General features: G+C 39.0%; 7 protein-coding genes and 1 pseudogene. All 8 read left to right on the forward strand.

The window, feature by feature from the left end; genetic code table 11:
• The first annotated feature begins 347 nt into the window (after positions 1–347).
• Entirely contained in the window at positions 348–1091 is a 744-nt protein-coding gene (locus F6K23_RS23610) for a C39 family peptidase (RefSeq protein ID WP_293160337.1), read from the forward strand.
• 824 nt (positions 1092–1915) lie between these two features.
• Entirely contained in the window at positions 1916–4447 is a 2532-nt protein-coding gene (locus tag F6K23_RS23615) for a caspase family protein (RefSeq protein ID WP_293160339.1), read from the forward strand.
• Positions 4448–4733: 286 nt separating this feature from the next.
• Positions 4734–6947, forward strand: a complete 2214-nt coding sequence (locus F6K23_RS23620; protein WP_293160341.1) for an NACHT domain-containing protein — start codon at positions 4734–4736, stop codon at positions 6945–6947.
• Between the two features lie 254 nt (positions 6948–7201).
• Positions 7202–8302 (forward strand): CHAT domain-containing protein, encoded by a 1101-nt coding sequence (locus F6K23_RS23625; RefSeq protein WP_293160343.1) that lies wholly within the window; start codon positions 7202–7204, stop codon positions 8300–8302.
• Positions 8303–8958: 656 nt separating this feature from the next.
• Positions 8959–13131: a WD40 repeat domain-containing protein gene (locus F6K23_RS23630; protein WP_293160345.1), complete on the forward strand. Its 4173-nt coding sequence runs from the start codon at positions 8959–8961 to the stop codon at positions 13129–13131.
• A 454-nt stretch (positions 13132–13585) separates the two neighbouring features.
• Positions 13586–16036, forward strand: a complete 2451-nt coding sequence (locus tag F6K23_RS23635) for an ATP-binding protein (protein ID WP_293160347.1) — start codon at positions 13586–13588, stop codon at positions 16034–16036.
• A 277-nt stretch (positions 16037–16313) separates the two neighbouring features.
• Positions 16314–20111: a WD40 repeat domain-containing protein gene (locus F6K23_RS23640; RefSeq protein WP_293160349.1), complete on the forward strand. Its 3798-nt coding sequence runs from the start codon at positions 16314–16316 to the stop codon at positions 20109–20111.
• Positions 20112–20227: 116 nt separating this feature from the next.
• Positions 20228–21434 (forward strand): annotated as a pseudogene (locus tag F6K23_RS23645) (hypothetical protein); the annotation flags it as partial.

The following is a 21434-nucleotide window of genomic DNA, read 5'->3' on the forward strand; positions in this document are numbered from 1 at the left end:
CGAAAAGGTACAAAAAATGATTTTGTAAGTGACTTTTACAACTCTAGATTATCTTAAATAAAGAGCAAGTTTATTTTCTAGAGATGTCTATTTAGTCAATGCATAAATCAAAAATTGTATTAGTAGGAAAAACTCTTTTAATCCAACAAAGTCGATACAAACTATTCTCATTAACCTGCTTCAGCAACTAATTTACCGAAAAATTCTGGGTATGCGCCTCCCCTTTTAAGGGGATAAAAAACATAGAATATTCCCGTTCTCAAACCTCCTTATTGCAGAGGTACTGATAACTGATAACTGAAAACTGATAACTGAAATGACCCTCACTATTTTTAAGGACTCCAATCATGAATAATACCAGATTTCCTGACTCAAAAATACTTGATTTTGTTAAGTATTATGATACTAATAACCCCAACCATCGTAATGCTTTTCTGAAAATAGCTTCCTCTTTGCCCGATGACTTTTACAATAACGATGCAGAATGGGTAAAAATTTACCGTTCTCACCCTGCTAAAAAAATTGCTCGTTCCTCTGCTGGAGTAAGTCTAGATGTCACTTACTTTTCTCAGGGTGACAACTATCGCGATGCTCATCGCACTTGTTTTTCTTCTTCTTGTGCGATGCTGTTAAATTATCTCCGACCTGGAGTCATCAGGGGCGATGATGATTACGTTCGTGAAGTTTTCAACAGAGGAGACACTACTGACTCCTGGATTCAAATTCAAACTCTGCGACACTTTGGAGTTACTGCTAATTTTGTTCAAAATGCAAATAATAATACCCTCAAGCAGTACCTCAACCGAGGCATTCCTGTTCCCTGTGGGATTCTTCACAAAGGCTCTTCTAATAACCCATCGGGTGGAGGCCACTGGATTGTAGTTATTGGTTATGAAGACGACAAAAATGCTCCAGGTGGAGGATATTGGGTAGTTAACGATCCCTGGGGGGAGATCGATCATGCCAGTGGCACTTACATTTCCGAAAATGGTAGAATGTTAAAATATTCTTATAGTCTGATGAACGCCCGTTGGACTGTGGGTAATAGTACCGATGGATGGTGTGTTTTGGCAAAATCTTGGATTGATTGAAGAAGGAGTCAGGAGACAGCAATTCTGGAGACAGAATCAATATTCGTGGGGAAGTCTCCGACACGCCACTTCGTGTCTACAAAACCCCAACCAATTGTGGATACCACCGGTTATGGGTCGCGCAACCCCGCCTTTTAAGGCGATCAGGTTTTTGGAGCGAAGCTCAAATCACCTACTTCCCCTCCCCTCCTGGAAGGGGGAGGGGCGAGGGGTGGGTTAACTTCTGACTCACAGGAGTGCGCATTCCGCAAGCGAGCTGGTGTCGTCGCGGGGTCACACCGCTTCTGACTTCTAACTTCTGACTTCGTTAAGGCCTACTTATGGTATAAGGTGCGTTGCAACACACCCTAAGAGTACAAAGGTTTCTGAGTATAAATACTAAAACTCCCAATAATATTTTTGACCGGAATTGCCAGCATAATTACTGTTATATATAGCCATAGGTAATTTCAAAAGCTTTATTGAGACTTTGGTGTCTTGAATTATTTGGACTCCTACAAATTCTCTCAAAGGTCAATACAACAACTTGAGAAAATATCAGAGGAACGTTATGGCAGACATTAATGAGTTAATTGAAAAACTGGCAGAACTTGATTCGGTGTTATTCAGTATTAAAGAACTGTAGGGGCGAATGGCCATTTGCGTTCCGCAAAGCTGCCGAATTGCGCCCTTACACATTGTATGACGATCAACACAATTATATTACTCCGAAGCCAACGGATTTGATCTCATTGCTATATTTTGTTTTTGCTTACGGTTTTTTCAGCTAAACCCCATCCTTAAAAATGAAGTTTCAACAACAAAAAAACGGATAAAGGAAGACTATGATTTTAACAACATTATTAGTATCAAAGAATTGGTCAATTTTTTCTGTAAGAGCTGTTTTAACTACTGTTATTCATCAGCTTCGATTATTAATAACATCCGAAGAAAACCCTAGTTTGAGTACTAATATTTGGAATTCCGAGACATCCCGGGCTTCAGATCGACCAGAATACACGCAAGACGCAGGTGGACGAGGAAGTACATCCGAGACATCCTGGGCTTCAGATCGACCAGAATACACGCAAGATGCAGGCGGTCGAGGAAGTACATCCGAGACATCCTGGGCTTCAGATCGACCAGAATACACGCAAGACGCAGGCGGTCGAGGAAGTACATCCGAGACATCCTGGGCTTCAGATCGACCAGAATACACGCAAGACGCAGGCGGTCGAGGAGAGACATCTAATAATCCAGAATTATCTCCTGAAACACCTAAGCAAACCCCCAACTTTCATGCTTTGCTCATCGGAATTGACTTCTATTTTCCCCATAAATTAGAAGGTGGCAGCTACAAAAATTTACGGGGTTGTGTTCGAGATATTAATCATGTTGAAACCTATTTAAAAAATACTTTCAACCTGACCCCCGACCAAATTATTAAACTCACTGCTACTGCTTCCGATAATCCCAAACAACCCAAAGAAACCCCCGAATTTTTACCAACTTATCAGAATATAGTTGCTAAATTTAAAGAGGTAACAGCTAAAGCAAAACCTCAAGACCAAGTATATATTCATTACTCTGGTCATGGCGGACAAGCGAAAACAATTTTTCCCAAAATTAAAGATATTTCTGGTTTGGATGAAGGTTTAGTTCCTACGGATATTGGTCAACCAAATTCTAACTATTTACGGGATTTAGAATTTGCTAAACTGCTCCAAGAAATGGTTGAAAAAGAGTTAGTTGTTACCCTGGTACTTGATAGTTGTCATTCTGGAGGAGCAACAAGAGAAAGGGAAGATGACCAGGTTCGTGCTGGGGGTTTTATTGACATGACTCCCCGACAAACTGATAGTTTAGTTGCACCAATTCAAAAATTAGAAGAAAATTGGAAAAATTCAACAGCAAATAGTCAGAATATTACTGTAGTTAATGGTTTGTTACCAGAACCAAAAGGTTATACTTTAATTGCAGCTTGCCAAGATAATGAATCTGCTTATGAAGATGTTTTTGAAGGAACAGAATGCAACGGTGCTTTAACTTATTTTCTGTTAAAAGCCTTGCGGAAATTTGGCAAAGAACTTTCTACAGAAGAGCTATTTAATCGGATTTATAATTTGATTCATAATTGGCAAGAAAAACAAACACCGATGTTAATTGGAGAGACAAAACGGAGTTTTTTCGGCAATCAATTTGTTGTTAGTAGTCCTACTCCTACGGTAATGGATGTAGATATTGCTAAAAACCGAGTCAAAATCCAAGTTGGGCAAGCTAATGGTTTTAAAAAAGGAGCTGAATTTGAGATTTTCAAATTTAGGACTAGGGATTTTCAAGACAGCCAAAATAAAATTGCTACAGTCAAAATTGTCGAATTAGGAGCATCTGATAGTTGGGCAGAAGTAACAGAGTTACACAATATCAGAACCATCAATAATGATTTGAAAGCAGGAATGATTGAAATAGGTTCGCCTGCTGTATTTATCAGTCCAGGGGTGAAACAAATTCGGAAAATTGCTCTGATTTTGCCAAAAAAGTTACCGGAAATTCCTGGTGTAAATGTGGCGTTATTGCCTAATATTCTCCCAGCTAAAAAAGAGCAAGTTGCAGGTCATCGCTGGATAGAATTTTGTTCTGAAATGGATAAGGATGTAGATTATTTTGTTTCTCTAAATGCTGCTGGTGAATATTGGGTTTTGGATGCTGAAAAAGAGCCGATTAAAAATATTATTTTTCCGATAAAAGCGGATGAACCAGAAGCTAGTCAAAAGTTAATTAATCGGTTAATTCATCTTGCAAAATATCAGAGTATTTTGGATTTAGAGAATGACGTATATTTTCCGGCATTAAATGGAAAGTTAAAAGTGGAATTGGGTAATAAGACAAAGAAGGGAGATTTTTTGCCTTTAGAAATCAACAACAATAATCTTTATGAATTAGAGGAAGATGAGCAGATTTTTCTCCGAATACACAATCAATCTAATCGAACTTTAAATGTCACAGCTTTAATACTTCAGGCCGATTTAAGTATTGAAAAATTATATCCTGAAGGTGCTGGTTATGAAGTGGTAGAACCTGGGCAAAAAATAGCAGACGAAGAGGAAATAATCATCTCATTGCCAGAAAATTATCAGGAAGGGATAGATGTGATTAAAGTATTTGCCACTTTAGATGCAACTAATTTTCAAATATTAGAATTACCAGCATTAGACCAATCTCGAAAAGGATTTGATAATCAACAACCTACTAATGCTTTAGAAGAATTATTAGTAGCAATTATTGATGAAAATTCACCCCAACGAAATATGAAGATGAAAACTTCTGCTAGTAGGAAATGGACGACAGAAAAAGTGGAGGTGTTGATTAAGAAGTAGTCAGGAGACAGGAGACAGGAGTTGAAAAATGCTATATTTCTGGTAGATAAACAATCATCTTACAGCAGTAGACCATAGTAGGGACGTTGCATGCAACGTCCCTACAGGGTTTTGGTTATGGCGATGTGGTTCATCAAGAGCGAAAAGCGCTGTAATTTAAGATTGTCAAATTAATTTAAGCCAGTGGGAGCATCTTGCTCCCGTGCCAGGTATTCTTTATTTGCTGTATAGTAATGGTATACAGAACTACCAAAACCTCAATTTTCAGATTTCAGAACCAAGCATTATGACTCAACAACCCAATTCCAATAAACACATAAGTATTGATGGTGATGCCTCTGTTGAAGGTCAAGTTGGTCAAGCTGGACGAGATTTAATTCAGACTGTGACAGTTTATGAAGGCATTAGTATTGCTGGTTTGTTTCGTCGAGAAGTCAAACCTCCAACTCAACAAGAATATCGCTGGCGCAAAAAACTACTCGACCAAGTTCAACAATATTGGGTAAAAGATGTATTGGAAAGGTCTCTGCATAATCAAGTGATGATAGACCTGGGACTTGAAGCACGAGATGATCTAGTCGAACGTCCTTTTGGTAATATTCAAATTTCCCCTCAAGAGTCACAACAACCTATATCTATAACTGGCAGCATCAGCACTGTATTCGGTCGTCTGGGGGAAGGGCGAACTTTACTAATTTTAGGTGAACCCGGAGCAGGGAAAACAACGATGTTGTTGAAATTGACACGGGATCTAATTGCTAAAACCGATCAAAACTTGAATCAACCTATACCCGTGGTTTTAAATTTATCCTCTTGGGCAAAAAAGCAGCAAAAAATCGCTGAGTGGTTAGTTGATGAACTTCTGAGTAACTATGGTGCAAATAAATCTCTGGGTAAATATTGGGTGCAAGAGCAACAACTGTTACTGCTACTCGATGGTTTGGATGAGGTGAAAGCACAACATCGAGAAGCTTGCGTGCAGGCAATTAATCAATTTATGCAAGACTATGGGTTAGTTGAGATGGTAGTCTGTAGTCGCATCAAAGACTATGAAGCTCTCTCATGTCGTCTGAAATTGAGGGGTGGTATCTATGTTCAACCTCTAACATCAGAGCAAATTAACCAATATTTAGATAAAGCAGGGTCACAACTACAGGGACTACGAACCTTACTGCAGCAAGATACAGCTTTGCAAGAGATGATGAAATCTCCCCTGACTCTAAGTATTGTCAGCATTGCTTACAAAGATATCTCTGCTGAAAATTTACCACAAATGGGTTCTATTAAGGAACGTCGTCGGCATCTTTTTGATACTTATATTGAGCAGATGTTTCACCGTCATGGACGAACTAAGACGATGAAATATAAACCGGAGCAAACTAAACATTGGCTGACTTGGTTGGCAACTCGGATGGTGCAGGAGTCTCGAACTGTGTTTTTGATTGAGAAAATGCAGCCTACTTGGCTAAAAACTAAAGCCGAACGTATCTTTTATCGTATTGCGAGTGGAGTAACTTCGGGGTTAATTTTTGGGCCGATTTTAGGAATAATATCCGGACTGATTTTGTGGTTTTTCAGGCTGATTTCTGCTGGACTGGTTAATGGATTGCAAGATGGGCTAATTTCTGGGCTGATTTCTGGACTCATTTATGGGCTAATTTGTGGACTCGCTAAAGGAGAAATTCAAACTGTTGAAAGCTTAAAATTTTCAGGTCAAGAATTTAAGAAAAACAGCAAAAAAGGTTTACAGTTTGGGTTGCTTTCTGGATTGATTTATGGGCTGATTTTTGGACTGTATTATCGTCTAACTCAAACAACCCTGATTATGGGTATCATTTCTGGTCTGATTTCGGGGCTTTTATATACAATTATTCAAGCCACCAAGGGGCCAGAAATCGAAAGCAAAAAGAGTCCAAATCAAGGAATTAAAAATTCCACATTAAATGCTGTACTTCTGGGACTGTTACCCGCTTTGATTGTCGTTCCGATTCGAGTACTGATTTATCGAAAATATCTTCAATTGATAGGAATTGATAGTAAGCTACTCTGGGAAGTTTTTGTGATTTTTGGAGTTTTTGATCTCGGTATTGGGCTGATTTTTGGCGGAGGAATTGCTGTTATCCAACACTTTATTTTACATTATTTCCTTACAAAAAAAAGCGTTTTACCTTGGAATTATACTCGGTTTCTAGATGACGCCACAGAATTAATATTCATGCAAAAAGTTGGGGGTGGTTACATATTTATTCACCGGATGTTATTGGAACATTTTGCTCAGGTTGAACCAGAAACTATTCCAGAAAGTTCCGTTCAAATTTCTCAGTCAATAGACCTAGTAAATAAACAAACTTTAGAGGGATTAAATTATGTCCAATCAGAACAAGCTCAAACTTCAGAATCTGAATCAGTTTCACATAAAATTTGTAGCAATTGCCATCATGAAAATTTACCTGATTCTAGCTTTTGTTCCCAGTGTGGAACAGCTCTAAATTCTTGCTAATTGTTTATAATTGTGCTTTTGCACTAAAAAAATTATTCGGGTTAGAGCATAACTACTGGACTGACACGCCTAAAAATGTAGGTTGGGTAGAACGAAGTGATACCCAACACAGCCTTATTATTGTTGGGTTTCCTACGTCAACCCAACCTACTAAAATAATTAAATCATCTTGTTTGTAGTTGTGCTTTAGCACCCTAAAAAAAGATTCGGGCTAAAGCCCTACTACGAGCTATTAATTAAAGGAAATTATAGCCATGAAAAAAATACTAATATTCTTATCAAATCCCACAAATTCAAGTCAGTTACGTTTAGGCAAAGAACATAACGCAATTGATGATGCGTTGAAACAATCAAAAAAACGAGATGAATTTCAAGTAGTCAGTAAATTAGCCGTTCGAGTCAAAGATTTACGACGAACATTATTAGAATTAGAAGATAATGAACAGGCAATTGTGCATTTTTCCGGCCATGGTGCAGGTAGTGACGGACTAATTTTAGAAGATGATTCGGGGAAAATAAAACTTGTCAGTACTGAAGCCTTAGCCATACTTTTTAAACAGTTTCAACAGCAAGTAGAATGTGTAATTCTTAATGCCTGCTATAGCGAACAACAAGCCGAAGCAGTTCATCAACATATTGACTGTGTGATTGGTATGAATAAAGTAATTGGAGATGTAGCAGCAATTAATTTTGCTACAGCATTTTACGAAGCATTAGGAGCAGGAAAAACCTATGAAAAATGTTTTGAATTTGCTCGTGGTTCTCTGAATTTACAAGGAATTCCTGAGTCAGAAACCCCCAAAATTCGATATCGACCTCAACGTAATAATTCTGATATTCAGGAAGCTAAAGAAACAAAAAATCCAGATAATTCATCTTCTCCGCCTGTATCTCAAACAATGACATTTAGTGGAGGTAATGTTCAAGGTCCAGTGGGTCAAGCTGGACGTGACCTAACTCAAACTGCCAATCAATCCCAATCTTTTGCTAATGTTAGTTTTAGTGGAAGTGGTAATAATTTTAACGCTATAAATAGTGCCAGTGGTAGTGTAAATATAGACCAAAGCCAAACTCAAACTTTTGGAGAAAATTCTGAATCAAAAATAGAAACAGTATTAGCTGAATTAGAAAAACTTAAACAGGAAATTGCTACAACAAGTTCTCTCAGTTTAATTCAGAAGAAACAAGTCGAAATTCCTGTGGAAATGCTCGAAACAGAATTAAAGAAACCTCAACCTGACAAAGGCTTAATAGATGAAGCAGTTGAGGCACTGGAAAAAGGATTAGAAGGTGTAGAAAAATTAGCTGGACCTGTGATGAAAGTTGCAACAATTTTAGCCAAAGTTTGGGTTTAATTTTCTGTCTTAATCAAGGGTGAGATTACTTCGGGGGTTTTGCGTCTACCTACTTATACAAATTTGATAAATGTTTGCTACATTTTCGCATTGCGGGGGAGTAGGGGAGTGGGTAGGGACGTTGCATAAGGGCGTCCGTACAGGGAGAGTTCAACAATGAATAATGAATAATGAATAATGAATAATGAATAATTACCTTTCCTTGAAAAGAAGAGGATTGACTAATAATGAAAATTTTTTCTTCTCTTGGTCGATTGGATATGGCTCCGAGACCTCGCCATCTCACCCTTCGGGAAGCTGCGCTAACGACCGCTTATTATCCCCTTAAAAGGGGAGGCGCATACCCACAATTTTTCGGTAAAAATAAGAATAATTAACAAGAACTGGCTAAGAATTATCAAAAAAAGTATTCAGTCTGTGTTAATTACTTAATAATTGAAGTCTCACTTAAATATAGCATTCTTTTTTCAAATTGGTATTATACTATTTCACGGAATTCAGAAGTCATAAGTCAGATTTAATCCACTAAAAACTTTGACAATACAATAGTTTCAGGCAATTATTTTACATTTCAAGGAGCGAAACTATTTGTGAAATTCTTAAAGTGAATTGGTATTAGTTAATTAGATTCAAATAATATCTTCAATAACTATATTATGACTACAGAACAAAACGAAAAATCCCTATCCAATCAAAACCAAACTACTGGAAATATAGAGTTTTTTGGTAACGAAAATGCCATGAATTCTGTAAATTCAGCCAATGATGTAAGTATTAATCAATCTCGGACTGTTATTTATAACTATTATTATCGAGAACAAATGGTTCTCACTCCGGCTGAGGAAAATGCCGATGATAATTTACCTTGCCCTTATCAAGGTTTATATCATTTTAATCCAGAGAATACCGAATATTTCTTTGGGCGAGAAGTATTTGTTGAAGAACTCTATCAATATACAGAAACTCGAAATTTTGTTCCCGTGTTAGGTGCGTCAGGAAGTGGAAAATCTTCAGTGATTTTAGCAGGATTAGTACCAAAATTAGTCAAAACTGGACATTGGCAATTTACCCATTTTCGTCCAGGAACAGACCCGTTTTATGCTCTAGCTCGTGCCTTAATTCCACTCTACGCACCGAACCTAAATGAAACCCAACTTCTGACTCAAACTGACGACTTATCTGAGTATCTAAAAGATACAAAAAAGACGAATCAATTATCCAAAGTTTTTGCACAAATACAACATAATCATCCCCATAACAGAACTTTATTAATTGCCGATCAATTTGAGGAACTTTACACCCTTTGTAATGATGAACAAACCCGTCGGAAATTTCTTGATACTCTCTTACATACATTCCGGTCTTTCACCGAAAAATCATCTTTATCAACAGTATTAGTTGCCACGATGCGGGCAGATTTTTTAGGGAATGTATTGTCTTATCCACCATTAGCTGATGTCTTGCGAAATGGGGATGTAAAAATCCGTTCTATGAATGTAGAAGAACTAAGAGAAGTTATTGAAAAACCTGCTCAAAAATTAGGTGTCAATTTTGAAAGCGGACTGGTTGAACGTATTCTTGAAGATGTAGACAAAGAACCGGGAAATTTACCCCTATTAGAATTTGCTCTAACAGAACTTTGGAAACAACGAAAAAGCCAAAAATTAACTCATCAAGCTTATGAAGAAATAGGTCAAGTTTCCGGTGCATTAACTCGTTATGCTGATGACAAATTTAGTAAACTTAAACCAGAAGAACAACAACAAGTCCATCGAATTTTTGTGCAGTTAGTTCGCCCTGGTGCAGGCACAGAAGATACCCGACGAGTGGCAACTAGAGCAGAATTAAACCAGAAAAACTGGAATTTAGTCAAAAAATTAGCTGATGCACGGTTAGTTGTCACCAGTCGTACTGTTGTTAGCAGTGAAACAGAAAATAATTCTGGGCAAGAAACCGTTGAGGTAGTCCATGAAGCCTTAATTAGAAACTGGGGTCAACTAAAAGAATGGATGGAAAATGATCGAGAATTTCGTGCCTGGCAAGAACGACTGCGGGGAGCAATGCATCAGTGGGAGGAAATGAAACGGGATAAGGGGCAGCTATTACGGGGAGTGGCGTTGCTTCAGGCCCAGGAACAACTGAAAGACCGTCGGGATGAACTGTCACAAGGGGAGCAAGAATTTATTCGGAAAAGTCAGAAATATAAACAACGTAAACGTCAACGAATGTTAGCAGGAATGGTCGCATTTTCCGTGATAATTTCCCTACTTGCTGTGTGGTCAGAAATTCAACGACGCAAAGCTGTCATCAGTGAACTAAAAGCCGAGATCAGAGGTTTAAATATTCGCTTAGTCTCCGGACAGAGAACCTTAGATTTACAGTTAGAGGCCCTGAAACTGGAGCAAGGAGCAAATGGAACAACAGCAGAGATCCAGACTACTGATATTCTGCAAAAAACTTTTGACTGGCAGGGACATAAAGAAATTAATAGGTTAGAGGGGCATGAGAATTCAGTCAACGGTGTAGCATTTAGCCCCCAAGGGGATTTGATTGCTTCTGCCAGTGCAGACAAGACAGTGAAACTGTGGAGACCAGATGGGACATTAGTCCGGACTCTCACCGGCCATGAGAATTATGTCAACGGTGTAGCATTTAGCCCCCAAGGGGATTTGATTGCTTCTGCCAGTGCAGACAAGACAGTGAAACTGTGGAGACCAGATGGGACATTAGTCCGGACTCTCACCGGCCATGAGAATTATGTCTGGGATGTAGCATTTAGCCTCCAAGGGGATTTGATTGCTTCGGCGAGTGATGACAAGACAGTGAAACTGTGGAGACCAGATGGTACTTTAGTCCGGACTCTCACCGGCCATGAGAATTATGTCTACGGTGTAGCATTTAGCCCTCAAGGGGATTTGATTGCTTCTGCCAGTCGTGACAAGACAGTGAAACTGTGGAGACTAGATGGTACTTTAGTCCGGACTCTCACCGGCCATGAGAATTATGTCAACGGTGTAGCATTTAGCCCCCAAGGGGATTTGATTGCTTCGGCGAGTGATGACAAGACAGTGAAACTGTGGAGACTAGATGGCACTTTACTCCGGAATATCATCGGCCATGAGAATTCAGTCTGGCGTGTAGCATTTAGCCCCCAAGGGGATTTGATTGCTTCGGCGAGTGATGACAAGACAGTGAAACTGTGGAGACCAGATGGCACTTTAGTCCGGAATATCATCGGCCATGAGAATTCAGTCTGGCGTGTAGCATTTAGCCCCCAAGGGGATTTGATTGCTTCGGCGAGTGGTGACAAGACAGTGAAACTGTGGAGACCAGATGGCACTTTAGTCCGGAATATCATCGGCCATGAGAATTCAGTCTGGCGTGTAGCATTTAGCCCCCAAGGGGATTTGATTGCTTCGGCGAGTGATGACAAGACAGTGAAACTGTGGAGACCAGATGGCACTTTAGTCCGGACTCTCACCGGCCATGAGAATTATGTCAGGGGTGTAGCATTTAGCCCCCAAGGGGATTTGATTGCTTCGGCGAGTGATGACAAGACAGTGAAACTGTGGAGACCAAATGGCACTTTAGTCCGGACTCTCATCGGCCATGAGAATTATGTCTATGGTGTAGCATTTAGCCCCCAAGGGGATTTGATTGCTTCTGCTGGTTATGACAAGACAGTGAAACTGTGGAGACCAAATGGCACTTTAGTCCGGACTCTCACCGGCCATAAGAATTCAGTCATGGGTGTAGCATTTAGCCCCCAAGGGGATTTGATTGCTTCTGCTGGTTATGACAAGACAGTGAAACTGTGGAGAACAGATGGCACTTTAGTCCGGACTCTCACCGGCCATGAGAATTATGTCTATGGTGTAGCATTTAGCCCCCAAGGGGGTTTGATTGCTTCTGCCAGTCGTGACAAGACAGTGAAACTGTGGAGACCAGATGGCACTTTAGTCCGGACTCTCACCGGCCATGAGAATTATGTCAGGGGTGTAGCATTTAGCCCCCAAGGGGATTTGATTGCTTCTGCCAGTGCAGACAAGACAGTGAAACTGTGGAGACCAGATGGCACTTTAGTCCGGAATATCACCGGCCATGAGAATTCAGTCAGGGGTGTAGCATTCAGCCCCAAAGGAGATTTGATTGCTTCTGCCAGTGCTGACAAGACAGTGAAACTGTGGAACTTTAACCGAGATGACTTGATAGCTCATGCTTGTCAGTGGATGAGTGACTACCTGAAAAATAACCCCAATGTCACTGAAGAGGAGCGTCGTCTCTGTGGAGTAGAAGCTTCGGCAACGGCTTTGTTTTTGCAGGGTGAAAAGCTAGCAGCAGAGGGTGAAATTAATGAAGCGATTTCTGCTTTCCAAAAGGCAGTAAAACTAGACTCTGATTTCAGTTTAAATTCCGCAGCAAGTCTGTTACGAAGTGGCAGAAAATTAATAGAAAATCAGAAATTTGATGAAGCTATTTCTGCTTATAATCAAGTAAAAAAATTAGATTTAAGTTTAGAAATTTCTGCCTCAGATTGGGATAATCTTTGTCGGCAAGGTAGTCTGAACAAGCAAGCAAAAAAGGTAATGTTTGCCTGTGAAAATGCAGTTGAATTGGAACCTGATAATGAATGGATTCGAGATAGTCGAGGTTTAGCCAGAGCATTAACGGGTGATTTTCAGGGTGCTATTGAAGACTTTGAGATGTTTATTGAATCGATAGATAATAAAAGCTATGAAAATGCAAAAGCACGACGACAAAGTTGGGTTGATACTTTGAAAAAAGGAGAAAATCCCTTGACAACAGAGGAATTAGAAAAGCTTCGTTAGGAGTAATTTGATAAGCATTCAGCTGTCAGCTATCAGCTTTGGTGAAGTACAATCACGCCAGCAAGATGCTTCCTCGCGAGCAAGATGCTTCCTCGCGAGCAAGATGCTCGGACTGGGAAAATTTAATTATTAATATCTGTACTTCATATACTTGGAATTTGCTGTATTTAATTAGGGCTTGCTGATTAAATCTAAAAGTATTTACAGATAAAGGTAAGTGCCTTTTTGGGGTATAAAAAAGTGCCTAGTTTTCAGCTCTTCATGCTCAAAAAGGAGCGTATTTTAGGCTCATAGTTGGGCAGAAAAATCATTCTGACAATTCTTACTCCTACCTCCTCGCTCATTCCCATTTCTCCTGTCTCCTGTCTCCTGTCTCCTGTCTCCTACCCTCACCCATAAGACTTTTTCAGCAAACCCTAATTAACCTCAGAAAAAATAGGAACTAATTTAGATTATGACTACAGAACAAAATGATAAACCCTTATCCAATCAAAATCAAACTGCCAGAGATTTGACAGTTTCAGGTAGTGAAAATCCTGTAAATTTTGTCAATACAACAGAAGGCACTGTAAGTGTTAATCAATCTCGTCATGTTACCTACAATTATTATAGTGAAGTATCGACTGAGAAGATTATTCAGCAACAACTGATTAAAGATTCTCCGTATCAAGGACTAAAAAGGTTTAATTTTCAAGATAGAGAATACTTTTTTGGTCGGGATGCTTTGATTAATAAACTATTTGCAGCAGTTAATAAAAGTAGCTTTACTTTAGTTTTAGGAGCATCAGGAAGTGGTAAGTCATCATTAGTTCGTGCAGGTGTTATTCCTAAACTCAAGACATCTCTAAACTTGAACAAATTTTATGATTTTATTTTCACGCCAAATGACGACCCTTTTGAATCTTTATATCGCTGCCTTCTCAGTGAAGAAAAAGATTATAAATTCAGCAAATTAGAGGCTAAAATTTCCCTGATATCTCAAGCGGATACCCTGCCTGAAGTAATTAGCAAATTAAAAAAAGAGGATGAAAAATGGCTAATTTTTGTAGATCAATTTGAGGAATTATTCACCAGTTGCCATGACCTAGAAAAACGAAATAATTTTATTGAAAATCTTGTTCGTGTTGCTAACTCTCAGGATAGTTCCGTAAAAATTATATTGGCAATGCGGGCTGATTTTTTGGAGCAATTAAGTTCCTATCCAGAATTAGGGATAATTGTCAATCAAAATAATCTTCATCTGCTAACAGATATGCACCCAGATGAACTAAAACAAGCAATTGAACTACCTGCAGCCAAGAATGGAGTAGTTTTTGAAGAAGGGTTAGTTAAACAAATTATTAAAGAAGTTGAGGGGCAAAAAGGTTATCTTCCCTTATTACAATATACTCTAGATTTGCTCTGGCAAAGTGAATGTCAGACTATTGGTTCTGATGGTCGTCCTAATATTGAAGACCGCATTTTAAACAAGGCAAATTATGCAGCTTTGGAGGGAGTAAGAGGTGCGCTACAAAAGCGAATTAATGATATTTATCAGAATCTAAATCAAGATGAACAGTCAGCAACTAAACAAATATTTGTTAAATTGGTAAATATTATTGACACTAATTCGGTTAGTAAGACAGTTAGTAGACGAGCTAATCGGAGTGAATTTGTCGGTGAATTAGTAAACAATACTCTGTCAACTTTTATTGATGAAAATTTGCTGGTTAGTAGTGCTGAAGATTTAACCCCAGAAAAGTTAAAGTTGAGTGAAAGTCAAAGCTCAAAACAATCCGCAACGGTAGAAATTGCCCATGAAATTTTGCTCTCTTCTTGGGATAGGTTAAAAAACTGGGTTGAAGAGGAAAAAGAAGCTATTCTGCTCAAGAATTGGTTGGCAAGTGAAACAAGACGATGGCAGAAAATTCGCTTGGAGAATGAGTCTAAAGGGATGGCAGAACTATTAAAAGGCTCGAGATTAGAACAGGTTATTGAGCTGAGGAAGAAAGATGCGTTTAAAAATGTTGGTGGCTTAAGAGCAGAGGAAAATCAATTTATTGATGTTAGTATTAAGTGGCAACAGCAACAAGAACAACAAAAGAAAAACCGCCGACGAAATACTATTTTAAGCCTGGCAACTTTTTCAGTCATTTCTTTGGGACTAGCTAGCTTTGCGGGAATTCAACTATTGGAGGTTAAAAAGGCTGAACAACTTAGACAACAAGAACTTATTCGCTCTGCTTGGATAAGCCTTAAGCCATTAAAAACAAAGGAGCAAGAAGGATATTATCAAGAAAAAGATGAAGAATGTGGAACTACCCTCGATTATGGTTTGCGCGATCTCTACTGTAAAATCAAACCCTTTGCTGATTATCGCAAATTAATTGCGATTTCAGGCTTACCTATTTTCATAAGCGGTCCCCATAGTGATTCCGAACTGAACTTTGATGGTGGCTACGAGTTTGGGTATTACAACCCAGAATTTTTAAACTGGATTCAAGAAAATGTGATTATTGACCCTGGTGATAACTTGTTGAAGCAGTCAATTCAATCAGCTTATAACGATAAAATTAGAGTAGTAGCAAGAGCTTTCTACCAATCACATAAAATTTTGTTTGCAAACCCTGAAGAATTGAAAGCTGTCAAGGATGAATATCAACAACACCTCATAGAAAAAAATCTTCCAGACCTTTATTTTGAAAGGTACTGGGAGTTTGGAAAAAAATTGGAGGCTCAAACTAAATCAGGGTTAGAGTATAAATACATAGTGATGTCATCAGCAGGTTTTTGGGTTCGACGCTCTATGGATGGAACAGAAAAACAGTTTTTTGATATGTTGACAAAACTGTTGAGTATCTACGATAAAGATTGGCTGGATCAACAAGAATTAATGGATACTAAACCATTTCAATATAATCAATAGACGGTGTTGCTGAATTGAAGTATGAATGCGCGGGGGCGAGTGATGTTTAATACTGAATTTTGCCCCCCTAGCCCCCCAATTCTGGGGGGAACAAGAATCCATTAGCTGGTAAAAGTCCCCCAATTTTGGGGGATGCGCGGGGGCGCATGATGTAGCAAATGAGACTTCTCAGACAACCTCTTAGGGAGTGTAATCAAAAAGGTTGAGAAAAATTTGATAATGGTGAAGATAGACAATTTTTTTATACCTAAAATCAAAGGAATTAAATAATAAAATTATGACTACAGAACAAAATGAAAAATCCCCATCTAATCAAAATCAAACTACTGGAAATATAGAGTTTTTTGGTAACGAAAATGCCATGAATTCTGTAAATTCAGCCAATGATATAAATATTAATCAATCTCGTACTGTCGTCTATAACTATTATTATGAAAAACAAACAATTACAACATCTAATGAAGAAGATGTAGATGATAATTTACCTTGTCCCTATCAAGGTTTATATCACTTTAATCATGAAAATGCCGAATATTTTTTTGGCCGAGAAGTATTTATTGAAGAACTCTATCAATATACAGAAACTCGAAATTTTGTTCCCGTATTAGGTGCGTCAGGAAGTGGAAAATCTTCAGTTATTTTAGCAGGATTAGTCCCAAAATTAGTCAAAGCCGGACATTGGCAATTTACCCATTTTCGTCCAGGAACAGACCCGTTTTATGCTCTAGCTCGTGCCTTAATTCCACTCTACGCACCCCACCTCAATGAAACTCAACTTCTGACTCAAACTGACGACTTATCTGAGTATTTAAAAGATACAAAAAAGACTAATCAATTATCCAAAGTTTTTGAACAAATACAGCATAATCATCCCCATAACAGAACTTTATTAATTGCCGACCAATTTGAGGAACTTTACACTCTTTGTAAAGATGAACAAACCCGCCGAAAATTTCTGGATACTCTCTTATATACATTCCAAACTTTTAGCGAAAAATCATCTTTATCAACAGTATTAGTTACCACAATGCGGGTAGATTTTTTAGATAATGTATTGGCTTATCCACCATTAGCTGATGTGCTGCGGAAGGATGTAAAAATTCGTTCTATGAATGTAGAAGAACTAAGAGAAGTTATTGAAAAACCTGCTCAAAAATTAGGTGTCAATTTTGAAAGCGGACTGGTTGAACGTATTCTCAAAGATGTAGATAAACAACCGGGAAATTTACCTTTATTAGAATTTGCTTTAACAGAACTTTGGAAAAAACGCCAAGGCAAAGAATTAACTCATCAAGCTTATGAAGAAATAGGTCAAGTTTCTGGTGCATTAACTCGTTATGCTGATGATGAATTTAGTAAACTTAAACCTGAAGAAAAAGAACAAGTCCGTCGAATTTTTATTCAGTTAGTGCAACCAGGGGTAGGAACAGAAGACACTAGACGAGTTGCCACCAAGGCAGATTTAAACGATAAAAACTGGAATTTAGTCAAAAAATTGGCCGATGCACGGTTAGTTGTCACCAGTCGTAATGTTATTACCAGTCAAACAGCAGATAATTTGCCACAGCAACCGGAAAATATTCAAGAACAAGAAACTGTCGAGGTTGTCCATGAAGCCTTAATTAGAAATTGGGGTCAACTGAAGGGATGGATGGAAACAGACCGAGAATTTCGCTCTTGGCAAGAACAATTGCGTTCGGCCAAGAAACAATGGGAGGCAACTCATCGCGATCGCGGTTCTTTGTTACGGGGGGCAGCTCTAGCAAAAGCAGAAGAGAAACTACAGGAGCGTCCAGAAGATTTAGAAGCGGAGAAAGCATTTATTCAGGAGAGTATTCAAGAGCGCGATCGCCTTCAAGAAGCAGAGGCAGAACGAAAACGCCGAGAGTTGGAAAATGCAAAGAAATTAGCCCAAGCACAGACAGAAGCTCTAGAAGCATCAGAAGCAAGGGAAGCACAACAAAAGCAAGCAAATCAAAAGCTGCTGATAGGAGCAATATTTCTCGGTTTTGTATCAGTGGTCGCGATAGGTGCATTTTTATGGGCCAGGGTTCAGACAAAAGAAGCAGAACTGAATCTAGCAGATTCTCACGCTCGTACTTCTATGGCCTTGTTGGGTGAAGGAAAGGATTTAGATGCTTTTTTAGAAGCCATTCGAGCCGGAAAAATCTTGCAAAAATACCAAGCCAAAGACCCACAGGTTTTGGGTGCCCTGATAGGCAATGTTTATGAGGGCAGGGAGCGTAACCGTTTGATTGGACACAATGGCCGGGTGTATAGCGTCAGTATCAGTAACGATGGCAAAAAGATTGTTTCTGGCAGTAGCGACAATACCATCAAAGTCTGGAATCTGGAAACGGGAGAATTAATCCGCACTCTCACCGGACACGATCGCCCTGTCAATAGCGTCAGTATCAGTAACGATGGCAAAAAGATTGTTTCTGGCAGTGGTGACAACACCATCAAAGTCTGGAACCTGGAAACAGGAAAGGAAATCCGTACTCTCACTGGACACAATGGCTGGGTTTATAGCGTCAGTATCAGTAATGATGGCAAAAAGATTGTTTCTGGCAGTAGCGACAATACCATCAAAGTCTGGAATCTGGAAACAGGAAAGGAAATCCGTACTCTCACTGGACACAATGGCCGGGTGTATAGCGTCAGTATCAGTAATGATGGCAAAAAGATTATTTCTGGCAGTGATGACAAAACCATCAAAGTTTGGAATCTAGAAAAAGGGAAGGAAATCCGCACTCTCACCGGACACGATCGCTCTGTCCATAGCGTCAGTATCAGTAACGATGGCCACACCATTGTTTCTGGCAGTAGCGACAATACCATCAAAGTCTGGAATCTAGAAACAGGCAAGGAAATCCGCACTCTCACTGGACCCAATGGCGAGGTCTATAGCGTTAGTATCAGTAACGATGGCCACACCATTGTTTCTGGCGGTTTAGGCAACACCGTCAAAGTCTGGAATCTGGAAACAGGAAAGGAAATCCGCACTCTTACCGGACACGATGGCTGGGTCTTCAGCGTTAGTATCGCTAATGATAGCCAAACTATTATTTCTGGCAGTGGTGACAACACCATCAAAGTCTGGAATCTGGAAAAAGGAAAGGAAATCCGTAATCTCAGCGGACACGATCGCCCTGTCAATAGCGTCAATATCAGCAACGATAGCAAAATTATTGTTTCTGGCAGTGATGACAAGACCATCAAAGTCTGGAATCTCCAAACGGGAGAATTAATCCGCAATCTTACTGGACACGATCGCCCTGTCAATAGCGTCAATATCAGCAACGATAGCAAAATTATTGTTTCTGGCAGTGATGACAAGACCATCAAAGTCTGGAATCTCCAAACGGAAGACGAAATCCTTACTCTCAGTGGACACAATGGCGAGGTCAGAAGCGTCAGTATCAGCAAAGATAGCAAAATTATTGTTTCTGGTAGTTCAGACAACACCATCAAAGTCTGGAATCTCCAAACAGAAGACGAAATCCTTACTCTCACTGAACAGAGTAGCTCAGTCAATATCAGCAACGATGGCAAAAAGATTGTTTCTGGTAGTAGCGACAATACCATCAAAGTCTGGAATCTGGAAACGGGAAAATTAATCCGCACTCTCACCGGACACGATTTAAAACTCCAAAGCGTCAGTATCAGTAACGATGGCAAAAAGATTGTTTCTGGTAGTAGCGACAATACCATCAAAGTCTGGAATCTAGAAACCGGAAAATTAATCCGCACTCTCACTGGACATAATGCCTGGGTCAATAGCGTCAGTATCAGCAACGATGGCCAAACCATTGTTTCTGGCAGTGCTGACAGCACCATCAAAGTCTGGAATCTGCAAACAGGAGACGAAATCCGCACTCTCACCAGAGGTAGTGGCATATTCAATAGGGTTAGTATTAGCAGTGATGGCAAAACTGTTGTTTCTAGCAGTTCAAACAACACCATCAAAGTCTGGAATATAGACCTTGACTGGTTAATGGAGCATAGCTGTAATTGGGTGAGGAATTATTTGCGGTATAATGCTCCAGAGGAGGAGAGGGGGTTGTGTGAATGAGTCGAGAAAATATTTATGTAACTCAAACCCTTGAAATTGCTTCCTTCCACTCCGTTCCAGTCGCAATGACATAGTGACATTTAATTATGTTTATCTACTTATAAATATCTTTTTTTATGACTACAGAATCACAAAATAACCAACCCCCATATAACCCAAAGCAAACTACTGAAAATATAGAGTTTTTTGGCAACGAAAATGCAATGAATTCTGTAAATTCAGCCAATGATATAAATATTAATCAATCTCGTACTGTCATTTATAACTATTATTATGAAAAACAAACAATTACCACATCTACTGAAGAAGATGTAGATGATAATTTACCTTGTCCCTATCAAGGTTTATATAATTTTACTCATAAAAATGCTGAATATTTCTTTGGTCGTGAAGTATTTATTGAAGAACTCTATCAATATACAGAAACTCGGAATTTTATTCCCGTATTAGGTGCGTCAGGAAGTGGAAAATCTTCAGTTATTTTAGCAGGATTAGTCCCAAAATTAGTCAAAGCCGGACATTGGCAATTTACCCATTTTCGTCCAGGAACAGACCCGTTTTATGCTCTAGCTCGTGCCTTAATTCCACTCTACGCACCCCACCTCAATGAAACTCAACTTCTGACTCAAACTGACGACTTATCTGAGTATTTAAAAGATACAAAAAAGACTAATCAATTATCCAAAGTTTTTGAACAAATACAGCATAATCATCCCCATAACAGAACTTTATTAATTGCCGACCAATTTGAGGAACTTTACACTCTTTGTAAAGATGAACAAACCCGCCGAAAATTTCTGGATACTCTCTTATATACATTCCAAACTTTTAGCGAAAAATCATCTTTATCAACAGTATTAGTTACCACAATGCGGGTAGATTTTTTAGATAATGTATTGGCTTATCCACCATTAGCTGATGTGCTGCGGAAGGATGTAAAAATTCGTTCTATGAATGTAGAAGAACTAAGAGAAGTTATTGAAAAACCTGCTCAAAAATTAGGTGTCAATTTTGAAAGCGGACTGGTTGAACGTATTCTCAAAGATGTAGATAAACAACCGGGAAATTTACCTTTATTAGAATTTGCTTTAACAGAACTTTGGAAAAAACGCCAAGGCAAAGAATTAACTCATCAAGCTTATGAAGAAATAGGTCAAGTTTCTGGTGCATTAACTCGTTATGCTGATGATGAATTTAGTAAACTTAAACCTGAAGAAAAAGAACAAGTCCGTCGAATTTTTATTCAGTTAGTGCAACCAGGGGTAGGAACAGAAGACACTAGACGAGTTGCCACCAAGGCAGATTTAAACGATAAAAACTGGA

This window comes from Okeania sp. SIO2C9, from assembly GCF_010672455.1.
Taxonomy (GTDB): Bacteria; Cyanobacteriota; Cyanobacteriia; order Cyanobacteriales; family Microcoleaceae; genus Okeania.

Coding starts and splice junctions, on each gene's coding strand:
- F6K23_RS23610 (WP_293160337.1), top strand. CDS start 348: ATGAATAATACCAGATTTCCTGACTCAAAAATACTTGATTTTGTTAAG.
- F6K23_RS23615 (WP_293160339.1), top strand. CDS start 1,916: ATGATTTTAACAACATTATTAGTATCAAAGAATTGGTCAATTTTTTCT.
- F6K23_RS23620 (WP_293160341.1), top strand. CDS start 4,734: ATGACTCAACAACCCAATTCCAATAAACACATAAGTATTGATGGTGAT.
- F6K23_RS23625 (WP_293160343.1), top strand. CDS start 7,202: ATGAAAAAAATACTAATATTCTTATCAAATCCCACAAATTCAAGTCAG.
- F6K23_RS23630 (WP_293160345.1), top strand. CDS start 8,959: ATGACTACAGAACAAAACGAAAAATCCCTATCCAATCAAAACCAAACT.
- F6K23_RS23635 (WP_293160347.1), top strand. CDS start 13,586: ATGACTACAGAACAAAATGATAAACCCTTATCCAATCAAAATCAAACT.
- F6K23_RS23640 (WP_293160349.1), top strand. CDS start 16,314: ATGACTACAGAACAAAATGAAAAATCCCCATCTAATCAAAATCAAACT.